17 protein-coding genes are annotated in these 18,449 nt (G+C 62.5%); 9 read left to right on the top strand and 8 right to left on the bottom strand.

The genetic code is table 11. From position 1 onward, the window contains the following. Positions 1-554: 554 nt before the first annotated feature. Complete coding sequence (locus tag JQ567_RS22550) at positions 555-2,333, top strand: metallophosphoesterase (RefSeq protein ID WP_212440819.1); 1,779 nt, start codon at positions 555-557, stop codon at positions 2,331-2,333. Positions 2,334-2,346: 13 nt separating this feature from the next. On the opposite strand, the gene JQ567_RS22545 is transcribed toward JQ567_RS22550, so the two are convergent. After that, positions 2,347-3,351 (bottom strand): AI-2E family transporter, encoded by a 1,005-nt coding sequence (locus JQ567_RS22545; protein ID WP_212440818.1) that lies wholly within the window; start codon positions 3,349-3,351, stop codon positions 2,347-2,349. A gap of 227 nt (positions 3,352-3,578) precedes the next feature. Between JQ567_RS22545 and JQ567_RS22540 the strand changes: the two genes are divergently transcribed. After that, entirely contained in the window at positions 3,579-5,192 is a 1,614-nt protein-coding gene (locus JQ567_RS22540) for an ABC transporter substrate-binding protein (protein ID WP_212440817.1), read from the top strand. 116 nt (positions 5,193-5,308) lie between these two features. Here the strand turns inward: JQ567_RS22540 and JQ567_RS22535 are convergent, their stop codons facing one another. The 3 genes from JQ567_RS22535 to JQ567_RS22525 all read right to left on the bottom strand — a co-directional run bounded on the left by JQ567_RS22535 (position 5,309) and on the right by JQ567_RS22525 (position 8,639). After that, a complete protein-coding gene (locus JQ567_RS22535; protein ID WP_212440816.1) occupies positions 5,309-6,148 on the bottom strand; it encodes a transglutaminase family protein in 840 nt (279 codons plus the stop codon). A gap of 125 nt (positions 6,149-6,273) precedes the next feature. After that, the gene (locus tag JQ567_RS22530) at positions 6,274-7,218 is read right to left on the bottom strand and encodes an alpha-E domain-containing protein (RefSeq protein WP_212440815.1); all 945 of its coding nucleotides are present in this window, start codon (positions 7,216-7,218) and stop codon (positions 6,274-6,276) included. Positions 7,219-7,220: 2 nt separating this feature from the next. Continuing rightward, positions 7,221-8,639, bottom strand: a complete 1,419-nt coding sequence (locus tag JQ567_RS22525) for a circularly permuted type 2 ATP-grasp protein (RefSeq protein ID WP_212440814.1) — start codon at positions 8,637-8,639, stop codon at positions 7,221-7,223. A gap of 221 nt (positions 8,640-8,860) precedes the next feature. Between JQ567_RS22525 and JQ567_RS22520 the strand changes: the two genes are divergently transcribed. The 4 genes from JQ567_RS22520 (at position 8,861) to JQ567_RS22505 (ending at position 11,355) form a co-directional block, all read left to right on the top strand. Then, complete coding sequence (locus JQ567_RS22520; RefSeq protein WP_211996254.1) at positions 8,861-9,598, top strand: molybdopterin-binding protein; 738 nt, start codon at positions 8,861-8,863, stop codon at positions 9,596-9,598. Between the two features lie 5 nt (positions 9,599-9,603). Continuing rightward, entirely contained in the window at positions 9,604-10,071 is a 468-nt protein-coding gene (locus JQ567_RS22515; protein ID WP_212440813.1) for a GNAT family N-acetyltransferase, read from the top strand. A 38-nt stretch (positions 10,072-10,109) separates the two neighbouring features. Continuing rightward, positions 10,110-10,619 carry a xanthine phosphoribosyltransferase gene (gene gpt / locus JQ567_RS22510; RefSeq protein WP_192734055.1) on the top strand — a complete coding sequence of 170 codons (510 nt, stop codon included), beginning with the start codon at positions 10,110-10,112 and terminating at the stop codon, positions 10,617-10,619. Positions 10,620-10,728: 109 nt separating this feature from the next. Then, complete coding sequence (locus JQ567_RS22505) at positions 10,729-11,355, top strand: hypothetical protein (protein ID WP_212440812.1); 627 nt, start codon at positions 10,729-10,731, stop codon at positions 11,353-11,355. A 122-nt stretch (positions 11,356-11,477) separates the two neighbouring features. Here JQ567_RS22505 and JQ567_RS22500 read toward each other — a convergent pair whose 3' ends face one another. After that, positions 11,478-12,500, bottom strand: a complete 1,023-nt coding sequence (locus JQ567_RS22500) for a methionine synthase (RefSeq protein WP_212440811.1) — start codon at positions 12,498-12,500, stop codon at positions 11,478-11,480. Between the two features lie 149 nt (positions 12,501-12,649). On the opposite strand from JQ567_RS22500, the gene JQ567_RS22495 reads away from it, so the two are divergent. The 3 genes from JQ567_RS22495 (at position 12,650) to JQ567_RS22485 (ending at position 15,073) form a co-directional block, all read left to right on the top strand. Next, positions 12,650-13,354 (top strand): glutathione binding-like protein, encoded by a 705-nt coding sequence (locus JQ567_RS22495; protein WP_212440810.1) that lies wholly within the window; start codon positions 12,650-12,652, stop codon positions 13,352-13,354. 124 nt (positions 13,355-13,478) lie between these two features. Beyond that, on the top strand, positions 13,479-14,099 hold the full coding sequence (locus JQ567_RS22490; RefSeq protein WP_212440809.1) for a 2-hydroxychromene-2-carboxylate isomerase: 621 nt from the start codon (positions 13,479-13,481) through the stop codon (positions 14,097-14,099). Next, positions 14,099-15,073 carry an NADPH:quinone oxidoreductase family protein gene (locus tag JQ567_RS22485; RefSeq protein WP_212440808.1) on the top strand — a complete coding sequence of 325 codons (975 nt, stop codon included), beginning with the start codon at positions 14,099-14,101 and terminating at the stop codon, positions 15,071-15,073. Before JQ567_RS22490 ends, JQ567_RS22485 begins: the two co-directional genes overlap by 1 nt. An 89-nt stretch (positions 15,074-15,162) precedes the next feature. On the opposite strand, the gene JQ567_RS22480 is transcribed toward JQ567_RS22485, so the two are convergent. The 3 genes from JQ567_RS22480 to JQ567_RS22470 form a co-directional block, all read right to left on the bottom strand. After that, positions 15,163-15,750 (bottom strand): alpha/beta fold hydrolase, encoded by a 588-nt coding sequence (locus tag JQ567_RS22480; protein WP_249165621.1) that lies wholly within the window; start codon positions 15,748-15,750, stop codon positions 15,163-15,165. 195 nt (positions 15,751-15,945) lie between these two features. Beyond that, positions 15,946-16,836 carry a crotonase/enoyl-CoA hydratase family protein gene (locus tag JQ567_RS22475; RefSeq protein WP_212440807.1) on the bottom strand — a complete coding sequence of 297 codons (891 nt, stop codon included), beginning with the start codon at positions 16,834-16,836 and terminating at the stop codon, positions 15,946-15,948. A gap of 187 nt (positions 16,837-17,023) precedes the next feature. Then, positions 17,024-18,445: an amidase gene (locus JQ567_RS22470; protein WP_212440806.1), complete on the bottom strand. Its 1,422-nt coding sequence runs from the start codon at positions 18,443-18,445 to the stop codon at positions 17,024-17,026. Between the last annotated feature and the right edge of the window lie 4 nt (positions 18,446-18,449).

Below are 18,449 nucleotides of genomic sequence, written 5' to 3'. Positions count from 1 at the left end.
GGGAAATTCCGATCCAACCCACCTGAAGCCGCCCGTCGATGTGCTCTCAACCTGCACCGTTCTTGTTGGGTTAATTTTAATCTCCACGTTGGGGTCCCGCGGTCGCCTAACCCGTCCTGCGATAACTAACTCGCCTCGCGATATGGAGGCAGTCGTAATCAATATTTCTGCCTGGGCATTTCCGCTGAACGTGACCAGACAAGCGGTTGAAACGACTGCGACAGTGCCGATAAGCTTTGTGCGCATGGCAAGTCTCCCTTGCAATTTGTAATGCGGGACTTGATCACCAACGCTCCATGCTAGCGCTGCAACCGAATGAAAGGGTTTGCGGCTTGTTTGCTTTGCTACAAAAGTTTGTGACAAATTACGCTATCCGGTGGCACGAATTGCATATCCGAAGGCTGGCGCAGAGGAAGGCTGGCGAACAGAATGAGTGTGTTCAGAAGCAAGGTAGCGGCGGGTGAGCGGATGCGCTGCTGGCATTCCACCGAGAGACTGATAGCGTCGGTCGGAGAGCAATCGATCCTGTTGCGGGTAAAATGCGGGCCCTGATCATGACGAGGCCGACCGCGGAGCCTGATTCACCAGCCGCTCAAGGCCGGTTGCTTGTCGATCCGCGCCAGGGCGATATCGAGGACGATGCCTCCAGTCCCGGACAGAGATCGCTGCTGGCGATCACCGGCAGTCTGCTGGTTGAAATCAGCCTGCCGAAATTGCTGTTCGCCTGGACCGTCTCGCTGCTGTTGCCGGCGGTGCTGCTCGGTCTCGCGCCGCTGATCGCGACGGCCTGGTTCTCGTCCTTGTCCGAACACGTTCTGGAACTGACCGGGATCGGTGCGGCGCTGCTGCTGGTCGCGGTCATCGCGCTCGGATGGTTCGGATGGCGGCCGCTGTTTCGAGCCGCTGAGACAAACTTCTGGTCGCTCAATGCGCTCGCCGTCCAGCCCGGCTACGCGTTTGGCCGCGAAGCGCTGCGGCATTTGGCGGAACTGGTGTTCGGTAGGAACGCTGACGCGACAGGGCGGGCCCGGCTGCGCGCGGCGACCTCCGCCGGCGCCGGCATTGTGCTCTGCCTGTGTGCGGCGGCTGTCGCGATTTTCGTTTGGCCCTTCTCGCGGTGGGTCGGTTCGGTGTCGGACCTCGTGCTTCTGCACCGGCTGATCGTTCCGACTTTGGCCAATGCGGTCATACTGGTATCGGGTTATCTCGCGTTCGCGTCGCTGGTCTGGGGCTTTGCGGATGCCAGAATGGATCAGCCGCTCGATCTTCCCGGATTCGACGACGCGCCGTCCGGTTGCCGGACCTGGCGTGTCGCGCATCTTTCGGACCTTCACGTGATCGGCGAGCGATACGGTTTCCGCATCGAGAGCGGACGTGGCGGCCCGCGCGGAAACCAGCGCTTTACTCGCCTCATGGCGCGTCTTGCAGCGATCCACGCCGCTGACCCGCTTGATCTCATCCTTGTGACCGGCGACATGACCGATGCTGGCCGCGCGACGGAATGGGCCGAATTCCTCGACGTCGTGGCGCTGCATCGTGATCTCGCGGCTCTCATGGTCATGTTGCCCGGCAATCACGATCTGAACATCGTCGACCGTGCCAATCCGGCCCGGCTCGATTTGCCGTTCAGCCCCGGCAAGCGGCTGCGGCAGATGCGGACGTTGTCGGCAATCGCAACCGTGCAGGGGGAACGTGTGTATGTCGTCGACGACGCGGGAAAGCCGGCTGCGACGCTCAATGCGACGCTGGCGCCGTATCGCCAGCGGATCGCGGCATTCGCCGAACGCGGCGGCTTGCGCCGCGCCGCCGGGCTGGTCGGGCTGTTCGACGACCTGTTTCCGATGCTGTTGCCACCCGATCGGGAAGACGGATTAGGCGTCCTGATCCTGAATTCCAACGCCGATACGCATTTTTCCTTCACCAACGCGCTCGGATTGGTCTCCGTTGAACAGATGCGCCGGCTCGCGGCGGCGCTGGGTCGTTTCCCGAAAGCGCAATGGATCGTCGCGCTGCATCATCATCTGATAGAATATCCGATGCCGGTTGCGAATTTTTCCGAACGGATTGGAACCGCTCTTGTCAATGGTAGCTGGTTTGTCCGCAAACTCAGGCCTTTCGCGAAGCGGGCCGTGATCATGCACGGCCATCGCCACATCGACTGGATCGGCGCCTGCGGTACGCTGAAGATCATCTCTGCTCCGTCGCCTGTCATGGGTGGCCCTGACGCCGAACCGACGCAGTTTCTGATCCATACGCTGGCCGCCGGTTCGAACGGGCGGCTCTGTTTGCTCCCGCCGCAGTGCGTCGAGATCGCCGGCGAGAGCGGTAGCTAGCTTTTGTCGCCCCCTATTGCTTCGATCCGCCGAGCAGATCGGCTATCCAGCGGCTCGACGGATGCTGGGCACAGAAGGTGAGGATCGCGAGCGCGATCGGCACGCCGATGAAAGTTCCGAACAAGCCCCACTGAAAAGTCCAGAAAAAGATCGCGAACAACACAACCAGAGGCGAGATCGAAAGCATGCTGCCGGCAACGCGCGGCTCAATATAACTGCCGACCACAAACTGGATGATGTTGAGGCAAACGAAGACGGCAAGAACGGCTTGCCAGCTCTCGAATTGTGTCATCGCCAGCAAGGTGGGAAACAGCGTTGCGATGAAGGGCCCGATGAAGGGGATGTAATTGAGCGCAAAGGCGATCACGCCCCACTCCAGCGCGAACGGCAGTCCGGTGACCCAGGCGAACAGACCGACGAGCATGCCGGTGATGGCGCTCATCTGCGTCCGTACCAGGAGGTATTTCCGGAATTTGGCTGCGGTCGCCGCACTGCCGTCCAGCAGCACGCGCGCAACGTCAGGCTTGCCGAGCGTCTCGATCCTTCGTCTGGCGTCCTCTACCTCCAGAAGTCCTAGCACAACATAGACAAGTGCAATCACCCAGAAGCTGAGTGTGGTGTTGACGCGGCCGGTGACGAGTTGTGTTGCGCGCATCAGCCACGCGACGTTAAAATGCTCGGCCCACAGGCCGGCGACCGAGACGCCATGGCCGTCGAGCCACGTCACCATGGCGCCATAAAGCGCCTGATAGCGCACCGTATCGGCCATCAGTGATCGTCCGACCCGCCCGAAGCCCCAGGCCGCGAGCGAGGCGAAAGCGAGACAGACCACGATCGTGACGACGATGGTGAGCGCCAATGCCAGCAGTTTCGGCATTCTCGCCTGCAGCCGGCTCTGCAGCGGCCAGACGATTGCGATGATAAAGAGCGCCAGCGCCAGCGGCGCGAACACCGCGCTTGCTTGCCTGACAGCGGCTGCCAGCAGCACCACTGCGATGATTCCGACCGCAATCTTCATGCGTGCCCCGCGAGCCTTGCTCCAAGGTCTTTCACAAAATTCCGGCAGCCGCGGCCAGCATTCCGTTGTGCGGCATGAACGGGATTCGGCTTGTGTCCACGCGCTACTTTCGTTTTCTCCCGCAAGCGCATGGAGTTGACCGCGGTACGAAAGCCGAGCAACCTGCGTAACGCTGGGCTCGACCCACGGTAGTTCTATAGAAAAAGAAAATCTTTTGGGAGGCAAAAATGGGAATCAACCAGCCACCAGCCAGGTCGAGAGCTTCCTCCATCCTGTTGCTTTGTCTTGCGCTATGCGCCGCAAGCCCCGCCGCCGCGCAGAAAAAAGGCGGCACGCTCCGGCTCTATCACAACGACAATCCGCCCTCGACGTCGCTCCTGGAAGAGGCGACCATCGCCTCGGTGCTGCCTTTTGCGGCGGTGTTCAACAATCTGGTCGTGTTCGATCCGGCCAAGCCGCATGAGAGCATGGAGACCGTGATCCCGGATCTGGCCGAAAGCTGGTCCTGGGACACGACCAACACCAAGCTGACCTTCAAGCTGCGGCAGGGCGTGAAGTGGCACGACGGCCAACCCTTCACGGCGAAAGACGTGCAGTGCACCTGGCGGATGCTGATCGGCAAGACCGAGACGCAGGATTTCAGGCGCAACCCGCGCAAGGTCTGGTACACCAAGCTGCAGGACGTCAGCGTCAATGGCGACCATGAGGCGACGTTCGAATTGAGCGAGCCGCAGCCGAGCCTGCCGGTGCTGCTGGCGAGCGCGTTTTCAGCCGTCTATCCCTGCCACGTGCCGCAGGCTGTGATGCGGAGCAAGCCGATCGGCACCGGGCCATTCAAGTTCGTCGAATTCAAGCGCGGCGAATCCATGCACGTCGTGCGCAATCCGGATTACTTCAAGAAGGATCGGCCCTATCTCGATGAAATCACGGTGCGGACGATCGACAACCGCGCCACACGGATGCTGGCATTCTCGACCGGCGAGTACGACATCACCTTTCCCTCCGATGTCAGCGTTCCCCTGCTGAAGGACATCAAGGCGCGGGCACCGAACGCGATCTGCGAGATGACCGGCACCGGAACCCAGATCAATTTGCTGGTCAATCGCGTCAACCCGCCGTTCGACAATCCCGACATCCGCAAGGCGATGTCGCTTGCGCTCGATCGCAAGGCCTTCAACACCATCCTGATGGAAGGTAACGCGCGGCTGGGCGGGGCGATGCTGGCAAAGCCCGAGGGCGAATGGGGCATGTCGTCGGAAATGGTGACGTCGCTGATGGGTTATGGCCCTGACATCGCCAGGAACGTCGCGGAAGCGCAGGCGATCATGCAGAAGCTCGGCTACAGCGACGCCAAACCACTGCCGATCAAGATCCAGACCCGGAACCTGCCGACCTACCGCGACCCCGCGGTGATCCTGGCCGACCAGCTCAAGAAGATTTACATCGTCGGCGAACTCGACATCCTCGACACCCCGCGATGGTATGCGCGGCTGGCGAAAAAGGATTTTACGATCGGATTGAACGTCACCGGCGTCAGCGTCGACGATCCCGACGGCAACATCGTCGAGAACTATTCATGCAAGTCCGAGCGCAACTATACCCAGTACTGCAATGCCGAGGTCGACAAGCTGCTGGCGGCGCAGTCGCGCGAACTCGACAAGGAAAAGCGCAGGAAGATCGTCTGGGATATCGAGCGCATCCTGGTCGACGACGCCGCGCGCCCGATCATCCTGCACTCATCGGCCGGCAATTGCTGGCAGCCGCATGTGAAGAACTTCAAGCCGCGCGACAACAGCCAGTACAACAATCTGCGGTTCGAGGATGTGTGGCTGGATAAGTGACGGCGATAGAAGCGAACACTATCCTCGTCATTGCGTGCGAAGCGAAGCAATCCATGGCGCAGCAGAGAAGGTGGATTGCTTCGTCGCTGTGCTCCTCGCAATGACGGTGGTTGGATCTACGACTGGCTCTGCCACTGCCCCGACCGGCCGCCGGCCTGCTCGACCTTGACCGCGACCGTCAGCGTCTCGTTGCCGCCGCCATAGCGGGTGCCGCGGACGGGGGCCGCGCCGAGATAGTCGAGGCCGATCGCAATGCGGGCGTGGGCGTCTGTGGTGCAGATGCCGTTGGCGGCGTCGAAACCGACCCAGCCCAAATCAGGCACGAAGGCCTCGGCCCAGGCGTGGCCGGCCTGCTGGTTGACGGTGCCGTCGGAGCGCAGGAAATGCCCGGAGACAAACCGCGCCGGCACGCCGCCCGAGCGGGCGCAGGCGATGAAGATATGCGCGTAGTCCTGGCACACGCCGCGCTTCAAAGCGAAGGCTTCCGCCGCCGAGGTGCCGCTGTTGGTCGGATCCTCGTCGAACGTCATGTGCTCGTTGATCTGGACCATCAGCGCGTGCAGGAAGCCGAGCACGTCGTCGCCCGATTCCGAGCGCATCTCGCGGGCAAAGGTCGCCATCGCCGGATTGACTTCGGTGAGCGTGGTGGAGCGCAGGAACAGGCTTGGCGGGAAACGCTCGTCGGTGCCGCGCAGCACGCCGCCGGTGTCGTGGGTCTCGATCAGGCCCTCGACATTGATGGTGAGGTCGGCGAGCGGCCCGTGAGTCAGAACATGCGTGACATTGCCGAACGCGTCCTGGTGCATGTCGAGCCGGGAATCGGTGGAGACGTCGATCTGCCACTCGGCGACATATTGCCCGTCATGGCTGCCCGGCGTCATCCGCAGGATCTGGATCACGCCAGAGGCGGGGGGCTCGTAGCGATAGCTGGTGGTATGGGCAATTCGCAGGCGCATGGCGTTACCAAAAACGAAACTGGAGTGCTCGTTCGTCATGCCCGGGCTTGACCCGGGCATCCATCAAGAATTGACGACTCTTCTTAAGAGGATGGATGGCCGGGTCAAGCCCGGCCATGACAGCGTTAAATCAGATACTGCTTCGTGATGATTTCACCCAGCCGTGCGTTGTCCGCAATGAATTCCTGGATGAATTCATGGACGCCATGCTGGAAGATATCGTCCATATGGCTGTGTTCAAGCCGGTTGCGGACGCCGCGGGCGTGGCGCTGGGAGGCACCCTGGCGGCCATAGGCGACGCCGATCTGGTCGAGGTTCCGAACCAGATTGCTGTAGCAGCTCGCCAGCGAGCGCGGCAGCGTGTCGTTGAGGATCAGCAAATCAGCGATCAGCCAGGGTTTCAGCGTCTCGCGGTAGACCCAGTGATAGGCCGTCAGCGCCGACACCGAGCGCAGGATCGAGGTCCACTGGTAATAATCCAGCGGACCGCCGACATGTTCCTCCTCGGGCAGCAGCACGTGATATTTCACGTCGAGAATGCGGGCGGTGTTGTCGGCGCGCTCCAGATGCAGCCCAAGGCGCGAGAACCAGTAGGCGTCGTTGCGCAGCATGGTCCGGTAGGCCGAGCCGTCGAAGCGAAGCGACGTCTCCTGCACGAAGCGCAGGAATTTCGCCAGTTCCTCCCGGCTTCCGGTGCCCTTGCTCCAGACTTCCTGCAGTTCGATCCAGGAACCGTTGATAGTGTCCCACATCTCCGAGGTCAACGCGGTGCGTACCGAGCGGGAATTGAGCCGCGCTGCCTCGATGCAGTTCTTGATCGAGGAGGGATTGGACGGCGAGAACGCCAGGTACTCGACGACGTTCTGTTCGTTGGCTTCCTGATAGGCCTCGTAGAAGCTGGCGCTGACGCCGGCGGTCAGAAGCGCGGAATCCCACTCATTGGTCTTGCCGATATAGGCGGCGGGAAGGGCTGTTACGCGCAGGGTCGCGTCGATGGTGCGCGCGAGATATTCCGCGCGCTCGACATAGCGGGCCAGCCAGTACAGGTTTTCGGCGGTGCGCGACAGCATCTCTATTCGTCCAGAATCCAGGTGTCCTTGGTGCCGCCGCCCTGGCTCGAATTGACCACCAGGGAGCCTTCCTTCAGCGCCACGCGGGTCAGCCCGCCCGGCACGATGGTGACGTGATCGCGCCCGGTCAGCACAAACGGCCGGAGGTCGACATGGCGCGGCGCGAGGCCGGACGCGGTGCAGGTCGGGCAGGTCGACAGCGCCAGCGTCGGCTGCGCGATAAAACCCTCGGGCTCGCGCTTGAGCTTGTCGCGGAACGCCTCGATCGTCGCCTTGGTGGCGGCGGGGCCGATCAGCATGCCGTAGCCGCCCGAGCCGTGCACTTCCTTGACCACGAGATCCCCGAGGTTGTCGAGCACGTAGGCGAGGTCCTTGGGCTCGCGGCAGCGCCAGGTCGGGACGTTCTTCAGGATCGGCTCTTCGCCGAGATAGAATTTCACGATGTCGGGCATGTAGGAATAAACCGCCTTGTCGTCGGCGATGCCGGTGCCGACGGCGTTGGCGAGCGTGACGTTGCCGGCCGCATAGGCCGACATTAGCCCGGGCACGCCGAGCGCGGAATCCGGGCGGAAGGTCAGGGGATCCAGGAAGTCGTCGTCGACGCGGCGGTAGATCACATCGACGCGTTTGAGGCCCTCGGTGGTGCGCATGAACACTTCGTCGTTCTTGACGATGAGGTCGCGGCCCTCGACCAGCTCGATGCCGAGCTTGTCGGCCAGGAACGAGTGCTCGTAATAGGCTGAATTGTAGACGCCGGGCGTCATCAGTGCGACCGTCGGCTCGGCGGAAGCGGAGAGCGGCGCCACCGAGCGCAGTGCCGACAGCAGTTCGTCGGGATATTTCTCCACCGGTGCGACGCGGTGGCGGGCGAACAGGTCCGGAAACAGCCGCATCATGATTTCGCGGTTTTCCAGCATGTAGGACACGCCGGACGGGGTCCGCGCATTGTCCTCCAGCACGATGAAATTGTCGGCGTCGACCCGGACGATATCGATCCCGGCGATATGGACGTAGACGTCGTGGGGGACGGCCTGGCCATTCATCTCGGGGCGGAAGACCGGATTCTGGAAGATCAGATCGTCGGGGATGATATTGGCGCGCAGGATGTCGCGGCCGTGATAGATGTCGCGCAGGAACATGTTGAGGGCGCGGACCCGCTGCTTCAGGCCCTTTTCCAGCAGCGTCCATTCCTTGGCCGACATGATCCGGGGGATCACGTCGAAGGGGATCAGCCGTTCCTGGGCTTCTGCGTCGCCATAAACGGCGAAGGTGATGCCGATCCGGCGGAACAACAGCTCCGCTTCCTGGCGGCGATATTCAAGGGCGTCCGGAGGCGTCTCCTTCAACCAGCGGGAGAGTTCCTGGTAGGCGGACCGGAGGTCCCCGCCGGGGCCGTTCATTTCATCAAACGCGACTGCCATAAGTCCTGACTATCTTTCGAAGCCATGCGACACAGTGCATGACTTCACGGGATGGTAGCAAGGGCCGGGCCAGCGCGATATGCATGGGCTGGGGCATTTGGTATGGGGTTGTTTCCCCGTGCTGCCTGAAAAACCGGCTGCCGGGTGCTTATTTCGGCAGCAAAGCCCCGTGACTTCAATGCGTTGGATGCGCAAAGTCGGGGACAGGGTGAGGATTGGAAATGAGTGAGATCGTCACAGCGGGTATTCTGGTCATTGGTGACGAGATCCTGTCCGGCCGGACCAAGGACAAGAACATCGGCTTTATCGCCGAGTACCTGACCAATATCGGGATCGACCTCAAGGAAGTCCGCGTCGTTGCCGATGAGGAGGCCGACATCATCGCCGCCCTTGATGCACTGCGAAAGCGCTACGATTACGTCTTTACCACCGGTGGCATCGGGCCGACCCATGACGACATCACCGCCGACAGCGTCGCCAAGGCGTTCGGCGTCGGCATCGATCATCACCCCGAAGTGGTGGCCCGATTCCGCGAACGCTGGACCGAGCAGGATCTGAACGAGGCGCGCTTGCGCATGGCCCGCGTCCCCGACGGTGCCGAACTGATCCAGAGCGCGACGATCCTGGCGCCCGGGTTCAAACTCGGCAACGTCATCGTGATGGCCGGTATTCCCACGATCATGCAGGCGATGATGGACATCGTCGCGCCGAAGCTGAAATCGGGCGTGCGGATGCTGTCGGATTCGGTCCGGGCGAATGCGCGGGAAGGCGACATCGGAGGCCCCTTGCGCGCGATCGCGAGCGCCCATCCCGACACCATCATCGGCAGCTATCCGTTCCAGGACGAAGACAAAAAGCCGAACACCAATCTCGTGGTCCGCTCGCGCGATCCCGACAAGCTCGCCGCCGCGATGGCTGCGGTGAAGGAGATGCTGGCGGGTTTGAACACGCCGCGATAGCACCGATGATTTCGACCAGGCCAATCCGCGCCGACGATCTCGAACTGGTGTGCCGGCACCGCGAACAGATGTTCCGCGAATCCGACGCGCCGGGCAGGACCGAAGAGATTTTGGAGAGGCAGACCGCGCATTTTCGACCCTGGCTGGCCAAGCACCTCGGTGACGGATCGTATTTCGGCTATATCGTCGAGGAACACGGCAAGCCCATCGCGGGAATCGGGCTGATGACCATCGAGTGGCCGCCGGGCCCCTCGCATCCGACGCAGGACAGGCGCGGCTATGTGCTCAACGTGTTTGTCGAGCCGTCGCATCGCAAACAGGGAATTGCCAAAGCGCTGATGGACCGCGCGGACCAGGAATTCGCCAGGCGAGGCGTGGGTTTCGCGATACTGCACGCCACCAAGATGGGACGGCCGCTGTACGCGCAACTGGGCTGGTCGGCGACCAGCGAGATGGCAAAGTCGCTATCGTAAAGGAGATCAAGGGTGGCCGATCGTTTTGGAGCGAAGTCATGAGTGAAAAAGTCACTCCGCCGCTGGAGAAGGCCTTTCCGGTCTCGTGGGATCAGTTTCACCGGGATTGCCGGGCGCTGACCTGGCGGCTCAACGAGGTCGGACCGTTTCATGCCATCATTGCGATTACCCGCGGTGGGCTGGTGCCGGCCGCGATCGTTGCGCGCGAACTCGGCATTCGCATCATCGATACCGTCTGCATTGCGAGCTATGACCACACCAGACAGGGCGACCTGAAGGCTCTCAAGGGCGTTTCGGCGGACGTGGCAAAACTCGGCGGCGGTACCGGCAAGGGGCTGTTGATCGTCGACGACCTCGTCGATACCGGCAAGACCGGGCGGCTGGTGCGTTCGATGATGCCGGAGGCGCATTTCGCGGCTGTCTACGCCAAGCCGCAGGGCAAGCCGCTGGTCGATACCTTCATTACCGAAGTGTCGCAGGACACCTGGATTCACTTTCCCTGGGACACCGCGCTGTCGTTCCAGCCGCCGATCCGCGACGGCGCGTGAGTTTCTAGCCGTCATTGCGAGCGCAGCGAAGCAATCCACACTTTCTTTGCGGCTATGGATTGCTTCGCATCGCTCGCAATGGCGGTGCGACGAACAGTCGGGCTCTTCCATGCCGCTGCAAAACCGCGTCACGCCCTCAGGCGACATCATCGCCGACCCGCACCGCGGCCTGTTCACCGGCAATCGCGGCATCATCCATGATCCCCTGACGAAGACGCTGCTGAAAAAGCGCTGGGCGAGCCCCGCGTGGATCACGTGCGTCTGCGAGTTCAGGGGATGGCGGCGCCAGGTGATGGGCACGCGCAGCTGGACCGAACTGTTCTTCCTCGATGAAGCGACCGCGTTCGCCGCCGGCCATCGCCCCTGTTTCTTCTGCCGCCGCGACGACGCCAACCGGTTTCGCGCCGCGTGGGAGAAGGGCAATGGCGTCGCCGATGTCCTCGCGCGCGATATTGACGCCGTGCTGCATCGGGAACGGCTGGAGAAAGGCAAGAAGCGGCTGCATCCATTGCCGATGCCGGTCGAAAAACTGCCTGACGGGGCGATGGTGCAGGCGGGGGCGGCGTATTTTCTGGTTCTGCAGGGCAGGGCGCTGCAGTGGTCGATGGCGGGCTATCGTGTAGCCAGCGATGCGATCGGGGATGCGATGCTGCTGACGCCGCCGTCGGCATTGCGTGCGATGGACGCCGGGTATCTGCCGGTGTTGCATCCGAGTGCGGGTGAATTGACGGATTGAGCCCGACCCTATCGCTCGTCATGCCCGGCCTTGTGCCGGGCATCCACGTCTTATGCTGCTTATCGAAGAAAGACGTGGATGGCCGGGTCAAGCCCGGCCATGACGGTGGTGGGGAGTAACGATCACCCCAATTGCTGCCTTGCGAGCTTCGCTCCGGCACCGAGCGCCGCCAGCTTTGCCTCCGCGATATCCCGGCGCATCGGCGCCATGCCGCAATTGGTGGTCGCGACGATGTTGGCCTTCGGCACGAATTTCGACACCGCGTCGATCACCTTGACGACGTCTTCGGCGGTCTCGACCGTGTCGCTGGCGACGTCGATCACGCCGGCCTGGACGATCTTGCCGGTCAACAGCGCCAGCAAGTCCAGCGGCACCTTGGAATTGCGGCATTCGATCGCGACCTGCTGGATCGAGCTCTTGGCGATCGCCGGGAAAATCTCCTCATACTGCCGCCACTCGCTGCCCAGGGTTTCCTTCCAGTCGGTGTTGGCCTTGATGCCGTAGCCGTAGCAGATGTGCACGGCGGTGGCGCAGGTCAGCCCCTGCGCGGCGCGCTCCAGCGCCTTGATGCCCCAGTCCGAAACCTCGTCCATGAACACGTTGAAGGCGGGCTCGTCGAACTGGATGATGTCGACGCCGTCGGCCTGCAAAGCCTTGGCTTCCTCGTTCAACAGTTCGGCAAAGGCGAACGCCATCTTGACGCGGTCGCCGTAATGGCCGTCCGCCACCGTGTCGATGATGGTCATCGGGCCGGGCAACGTGAATTTCAGCTTGTGTTTGGTGTGGGCGCGGGCGACGCGGGCCTCATCGGCATGGACGCGGCCTTTCAGCGTCAGCGGCGCCACCACCTGCGGCACCATCGCCTTGTAGCGATCCTTGCGGATGCCCATCTCGACCTTGTGGGCGAAATCGATGCCGTCGACCTTTTCCAGAAAACCGTGGACGAAATGCTGGCGGGCCTGCTCGCCCTCGGTGACGATATCGATGCCGGAATCCTCCTGCAGTTTTACGGCCAGCATGGTGGCGTCGCGCTTGGCGCGGGCGAGTTCATCGCCCTTTGACTTCCAGGGCGCCCATAGCGTGTTCGGCTCGGCCAGCCATTCCGGCTTCGGAAGTGAGCCTGCGATCGTCGTTGGAAACAGCATGGGAGCCTCCCGGGTGGTTCTGATTGAGCGCCTGTCTGCCATGTCTTATGATCGGCGTACAGAACAACAAAAGTCGCCCAAAAGCGCGAAGCGCGTCTATGGGCCAAATGTCCGGGAATAATTCGAAAATCCCGGACGCTGGGGAAACCATGATCGACCTGCATTACGCACCAACGCCCAATGGCTGGAAAATCTCGATCATGCTGGAGGAACTCGGGCTCCCCTATACCGTGATCCAGGTTAACATCCGCGCCGGCGAGCAATTCAAGCCGGAATTCCTCGCGATCAGTCCCAACAACCGCATTCCGGCCATCGTCGACCATGCGCCGGCCGACGGCGGCGCGCCGTTCTCCGTGTTCGAGACCGGCGCGATCCTGATTTACCTGGCAGAAAAGACCGGTCGCTTTCTCCCTGCGGACATGCGCGACCGCTCCCACGCGGTGCAGTGGGTGATGTGGCAGATGAGTGGGCTCGGGCCCATGCTCGGCCAGCACGGCCATTTCGCGCTCTATGCGCAGGAAAAGATCCCATACGCGATCGAGCGCTACCGGGATGAAGCCGCGCGGCTCTACCGGGTGCTCGACACGCAGCTCGGCAAGACCGGGGCCTATATCGCGGGCGCTGAATATTCGATCGCCGACATCGCCTGCTTCCCCTGGACCATGACCCACAAGGCACAGGGCTTTACGCTCGAGGATTATCCCAACATCAAGCGCTGGTACGCCGTCGTGCGCGCCCGGCCGCAGGTGCAGGCGGGATTGGCGATCGGCAAGTTCGTGAAAGAACCGTTCGACGAGGAAGCGCGCAGGAACATGTTCGGCGCGAGGGCGAAGGAAATGGCCGGACGGAAGTAAGAACCAACCGCGCCGTCATTGCGAGGAGCGAAGCGACGAAGCAATCCATCCATCCGTTATGCCGTGCGATGGATTGCTTCGCTTCGCTCGCAATGACGACCTAGAAACACAAAAAGGAAACGCCATGATCGAATTCTTCTTCGACTGTTCCAGTCCCTGGACCTATCTCGCATTCCACAACATCCAGCCACTTGCAAAAGAGCTCGGCGTCGAGATTTCGTGGCGGCCGATTTTGGTCGGCGGCATCTTCAACACGATCAATCCCAGCGTTTACGCCCAGCGCGAAACGCCGGTGCCGCTGAAAGCGCGTTACATGAAAAAGGATCTTGCCGACTGGGCGCGCTCCGCGGGACTCGCGATCAAGATGCCGCCGACGGTGTTTCCGGTGAACAGCGTCAAGGCGATGCGCGGCTGCATCTGGCTGGGCAAAGAATCTGAAAAGCACATGGTGCCGTTCGCGCGCGCCGTGTTCGAGACCTATTGGGGCGGCGACAAGGACATTTCGCAGGACTCGGTATTGACGGGAGTCTGCAAGAGCGTCGGCGTCGATCACGTCAAGTTCTTTGCCGGCATTGGCGAGCAGGCGATCAAGGACCAGCTCAAGGCCAACACCGATGAGGTGATGGCGCGGGGCGGCTTTGGTTCGCCCACCATCTTCGTCGGCAGGACCGACATGTACTTTGGTAACGACCGCATGCCGCTGATCCGCGAAGCCGTGCTGCGGCTGCAAGAGAAGGCTGCCTGATGCCGAAAGCCGTCATCTGCCGCGAGCTGGGTCCGCCCGAGAGCCTGCGCTTGGAAACCTTTGAAAGTGCACCGTTGGCGCCGGGGCAGGTGCGTGTTGCGATCAAAGCCGCCGGGATCAATTTTCCGGACATCCTGATGGCGGCGGGTCAATACCAGCTCAAACCGCCATTGCCGTTCACGCCGGGCGTTGAGGCCGCGGGCGACGTCGTCGAGGTGAACGACGCAACGGGTGTCAAGGTCGGTGACAAGGTGATCGTCAAGATGCGCCATGGCGCTTATTGCGACGAGGCCGTGACCACGCCGTCGCAACTCGTGCGGTTGCCCTCGACCTTCGACTATGCAGAGGGCGCGACGTTCCTGGCCGGTCACGGTACGGCCTATCATGCACTGATCGATCGCGGGCAGGTTCAGCCGGGTGAAGTGCTGCTCGTGCATGGTGCCGGTGGCGGCGTGGGACTGGCCGCCGTCGAGATCGGCAAGATGTTGGGGGCCACCGTGATCGCGACCGCGTCGAGCGACGAAAAACTTGCGATCGCCAGGGCGAGGGGCGCCGATCATCTGGTGCGCTATGACCAGGAACCGTTTCGCGACGCGGTCAAGCGCATCACCGACGGGCGCGGCGCGGATGTCGTGTTTGACCCCGTCGGCGGCGAGGTGTTCGAGAACTCTATGCGCTGCATCAACTGGGGAGCGCGGCTCTTGATCATCGGATTCACCGGCGGCATCGGGCTCGCCAAAACCAATCTCTTGATGATCAAGGGCGCGAGCGTGCTCGGCGTGCGCGCCGGCGAGGCGGTGCGGAAAAATCCGGCGCTCGGCGAGATCAGGATCAAGGCGCTGACGGAGTGGGCGGAAGCCGGAAAAATCCGCCCCAACATCTCCCACCGGCTGCCACTGGAAGACTACGCCCGCGCGATGCGGCTGTTGATCGACCGCAAGGCGATCGGCCGCGTGGCGCTGACGATGGGGTAACGGCCGTAGGGTGGGCAAAGCGAAGCGTGCCCACCAACATTGCATCCACGAAGAATGGTGGGCACGGCGCAAGCGCGCCTTTGCCCACCCTACGGCCTGCTGAACTTGCCATCCCTCAGAAACGCAATCGTCTGCGCGATCGCCACACTATTCCGTGGCAGCCAGGGATGCGACGTGCCGATCACAACATGATCCGCCATCCCGTCGAGCTTGGTGTTTTCCACCGACACCCTGCCGTCATGCGGCTTCGGCAGGAACAGCGAAGAGGTCGGATCGACCGACCGGTTTCCCGCGATGATGCCGACGGGAAAATCGACCGGCGGAAACAGTGCGTTGGTCGCGGCGTCGCGCCGGGTCACGAGTTGTTCGCCGGCGGGGCCGAACCAGGCGCGGTAGAGCGAAACATTCTTCAGGCGATCGGCGATTTCGCTGCCGCCATTGGGCGTCCCGAGCATCACGACGCGGCCGAGGCGCTGCGGCCGGTATCTGGAAAGGTAGACGCGGGCCAGCAGGCCGCCCATCGAATGGCCGACGAAATGAATTTGGCCTTCGGTGGCTGCGGTGAACTGCGTGATGGTGGAGTGGATTTCTTCCGCCAGCGTTTCGAGCGGGTGGCTTCGGCTCGGATAGCCGACGTTCAGTGTGGCGAAGCCGGCGGCCTGGAGCGCGGCCTGCATTTTTTGAAATGAGCGGTGGGTGGGTTCTGCTGATGCCGTGCAGCAGGACAACGCCGCCTTGGCCGGCTGTCATTATACGATCCGTCATTCCGGGATGGTGCGCAGCACCAGACCTCAGGTGCGCAATTGCGCACCGGGGAATCTCGAGATCCCGGGTTCGATGCTTCGCATCGCCCCGGGATGACGGCTTTGCCGTCACTTATACTCCCGCTCGTCCCACCACGGGTAATAGTCGGGCATGTCTGTTGAAACCTTGTTCTTGAATTGCGCCGGGCGCTTTTCCAAAAACGACACCACGCCTTCCCTGACGTCGTCGGAGCGGCCGCGGGCATAGATGCCGCGGCTGTCGACCTTGTGGGCTTCCATCGGATCGTCGGCGCCCATCATGCGCCACATCATCTGACGGATCAGCGCCACAGAAACGGGGGCGGTCTTGGCGGCGATTTCCTTGGCGAGTGCGCGGGCGGTCGGCAGCAAATCATCCGGCGGCACCACCTTGCTGACGAGGCGGCCGGCGAGGGCCTCTTGGGCCGGAAAGACGCGGCCGGTGTAGCACCACTCCAGTGCCTGGGCGATGCCGACGAGGCGCGGCAGGAACCAGCTCGAGGCGGCCTCCGGCACGATGCCGCGCTGGGAGAACACAAAACCGAAGCGCGCGGCTTCGCTCGCAATGCGGATGTCCATCGCGAGCTGCATGGTGACGCCGATGCCGACTGCCGGTCCGTTCACCGCCGCGATCACGGGTTTTAAACATTTGAAGATGCGTAGCGTCACCTGTCCGCCGCCGTCGCGCACCTGCGGATCGCTGTAATCGACAGTGCCATCCGCAAGCCGCTTCACCGGCCCACGCCGCGCGTCGCGATCGAACGTATTGGCGCCGGAAGAAAGATCAGCGCCGGCGCAGAAACCGCGGCCGGCGCCGGTGACGATGATGGCCCTGATATTGTCGTCCTTGTCGGCCGCGTCGAACGCGTCGATCAATTCCTGCTGCATGGTGCCGTTGAAGGCGTTGAGCTTGTCGGGCCGGTTCAAGGTGATGGTGAGAATCTGCTCGGCGACCTCGTACTTGATGGTCTCATACGCCATGGGGGTTTCCTCTCTCTAAATTGTTTTTTTCGTCTAGCTCATCCGCATCGTCATGCCCGGCCATAGCCGTCTGAAGGACGGCGTCGCTTTGCTCGCCTATGTGCCGGGCATCCACGTCTTTCCTTGGCAGAGTAGCCAAGACGTGGATGGCCGGGTCAAGCCCGGCCATGACGGCGTTGAGGGATAATTACTTCTTCGGCGGGGCAGGCCACGGCTTTTGCGGGCCGCGCAGGCCTTCGAACGCCTTGGCCATGCCGAGCACGCCGAGATCGTCGAACCGCCGGCCGACGATCTGCACGCCGATCGGAAAGCCCTTTTTGTCGTAGCCGCCATTGATCGAGACGGCCGGGTTTTCCGACATATTCCACGGCACGGTATAGGCGATGTGCTCGAACGGCCTTTCGGGATCGTTGACCGGGGAGGCGAACTCGGCCGGGAAGTTGACCACCGGCGACACCGGGGAGACGACATAATCGAGATCGCAGAACAGCTTTGCCGCGGCGGTGCGGATCGCCATGGTGGCGTTGAAGCCCCTGATGACATCAAGGCCTGAGAGCTTCGCGCCGGCCTCTGCCCATTGAAGGATGTAAGGCAGCATCTTGCTGCGCTCCTCCGGCGTCAGCCTGGAAATATCGTCCCAGCTTCGCGCGCGAAAGAAATTGTCGATTCCGTCGAGCATCTCGCGCGTCAATATGCCGTCGATTTCGGTAACGACCGCGCCGGCGGATTCGAACGACTTGGCGGCCTCGACGGCGACCTCGCGCACTTCCTTCTCGAGCGGCTGGCCGGTGCCGGCATCGAGCATCAACCCGATCCGCACTTTGCGCGGCGATTTGTCGAGCCCCTTCCAGTTGATCTCATGCGCGGGCAGGCTCATGCCGTCGCGCCGGTCCGGCCGCGACAGCACGCTCATCATCAGCGCCGCATCGTCGACGATGCGGGTCATCGGCCCGGCGACGCGTCCGACATAGAACGGATCGACCGGAACGCGCCCAAGGCTAGGCTTCAGCCCGACCAGGCCGCACCAGCAGGCCGGCAGCCGCACCGAGCCGCCGATATCCGTGCCGAGATGCAGCGGGCCGTAACCGGCTGCGCCGGTGGCGCCGGCGCCGGAAGAGGATCCACCGGGGTTCTTGCTGAGGTCCCAGGGATTGCGGGTGAGGGGATGGAAGCTCGAAAGGCCCGACGACAGCATGCCGTAATCCGGCATCGTCGTTTTGGAGAAGATGATGGAGCCGGCTTCGCGCAGCCGTGCGGCCGGCGGCGCGTCCTTCGGTGAGGGCACCAGCTTGACGCTGGCGGCGCCGAGCGGCACCGGCTGGTCCCTGGTGGCGATATTGTCCTTGATCGTCACCGGCACGCCGTCGAGCGTGCCGACAGGCTCGCCCTTCTGCCAGCGGTCGGTCGAGGCCTTGGCGACGGCGCGCGCGCCCTCGGGATCGAGCAGATAGAGCGCCTTGATGTGCGGCTCCCACGCCGCGACATGCGCCAGCACTTCCTCCAGCACTTCGGACGGCGAGAACTGCTTGGCGCGATAGCCGGCGAGAAGGTCGACAGCGCTGAGATCGTGCAGCGACGTGACCTCTTCTTCTTTTTTGGTTTTATGCATGGGC

It is taken from the genome of Bradyrhizobium sp. AUGA SZCCT0431 (assembly GCF_018131065.1).
In the GTDB taxonomy this organism is placed as follows: domain Bacteria; phylum Pseudomonadota; class Alphaproteobacteria; order Rhizobiales; family Xanthobacteraceae; genus Bradyrhizobium.
This window is presented reverse-complemented; position numbering and strand designations above follow the sequence as displayed.

What these genes read in the sequence shown, in the direction of transcription:
- JQ567_RS22545 (WP_212440818.1), bottom strand. Translation starts at nt 3,351, where the DNA reads ATGAAGATTGCGGTCGGAATCATCGCAGTGGTGCTGCTGGCAGCCGCT.
- JQ567_RS22490 (WP_212440809.1), top strand. Translation starts at nt 13,479, where the DNA reads ATGATCGAATTCTTCTTCGACTGTTCCAGTCCCTGGACCTATCTCGCA.
- JQ567_RS22500 (WP_212440811.1), bottom strand. Translation starts at nt 12,500, where the DNA reads ATGCTGTTTCCAACGACGATCGCAGGCTCACTTCCGAAGCCGGAATGG.
- JQ567_RS22495 (WP_212440810.1), top strand. Translation starts at nt 12,650, where the DNA reads ATGATCGACCTGCATTACGCACCAACGCCCAATGGCTGGAAAATCTCG.
- JQ567_RS22485 (WP_212440808.1), top strand. Translation starts at nt 14,099, where the DNA reads ATGCCGAAAGCCGTCATCTGCCGCGAGCTGGGTCCGCCCGAGAGCCTG.
- JQ567_RS22470 (WP_212440806.1), bottom strand. Translation starts at nt 18,445, where the DNA reads ATGCATAAAACCAAAAAAGAAGAAGAGGTCACGTCGCTGCACGATCTC.
- JQ567_RS22540 (WP_212440817.1), top strand. Translation starts at nt 3,579, where the DNA reads ATGGGAATCAACCAGCCACCAGCCAGGTCGAGAGCTTCCTCCATCCTG.
- gpt (WP_192734055.1), top strand. Translation starts at nt 10,110, where the DNA reads ATGAGTGAAAAAGTCACTCCGCCGCTGGAGAAGGCCTTTCCGGTCTCG.
- JQ567_RS22520 (WP_211996254.1), top strand. Translation starts at nt 8,861, where the DNA reads ATGAGTGAGATCGTCACAGCGGGTATTCTGGTCATTGGTGACGAGATC.
- JQ567_RS22505 (WP_212440812.1), top strand. Translation starts at nt 10,729, where the DNA reads ATGCCGCTGCAAAACCGCGTCACGCCCTCAGGCGACATCATCGCCGAC.
- JQ567_RS22515 (WP_212440813.1), top strand. Translation starts at nt 9,604, where the DNA reads ATGATTTCGACCAGGCCAATCCGCGCCGACGATCTCGAACTGGTGTGC.
- JQ567_RS22525 (WP_212440814.1), bottom strand. Translation starts at nt 8,639, where the DNA reads ATGGCAGTCGCGTTTGATGAAATGAACGGCCCCGGCGGGGACCTCCGG.
- JQ567_RS22480 (WP_249165621.1), bottom strand. Translation starts at nt 15,750, where the DNA reads ATGCAGGCCGCGCTCCAGGCCGCCGGCTTCGCCACACTGAACGTCGGC.
- JQ567_RS22550 (WP_212440819.1), top strand. Translation starts at nt 555, where the DNA reads ATGACGAGGCCGACCGCGGAGCCTGATTCACCAGCCGCTCAAGGCCGG.
- JQ567_RS22535 (WP_212440816.1), bottom strand. Translation starts at nt 6,148, where the DNA reads ATGCGCCTGCGAATTGCCCATACCACCAGCTATCGCTACGAGCCCCCC.
- JQ567_RS22475 (WP_212440807.1), bottom strand. Translation starts at nt 16,836, where the DNA reads ATGGCGTATGAGACCATCAAGTACGAGGTCGCCGAGCAGATTCTCACC.
- JQ567_RS22530 (WP_212440815.1), bottom strand. Translation starts at nt 7,218, where the DNA reads ATGCTGTCGCGCACCGCCGAAAACCTGTACTGGCTGGCCCGCTATGTC.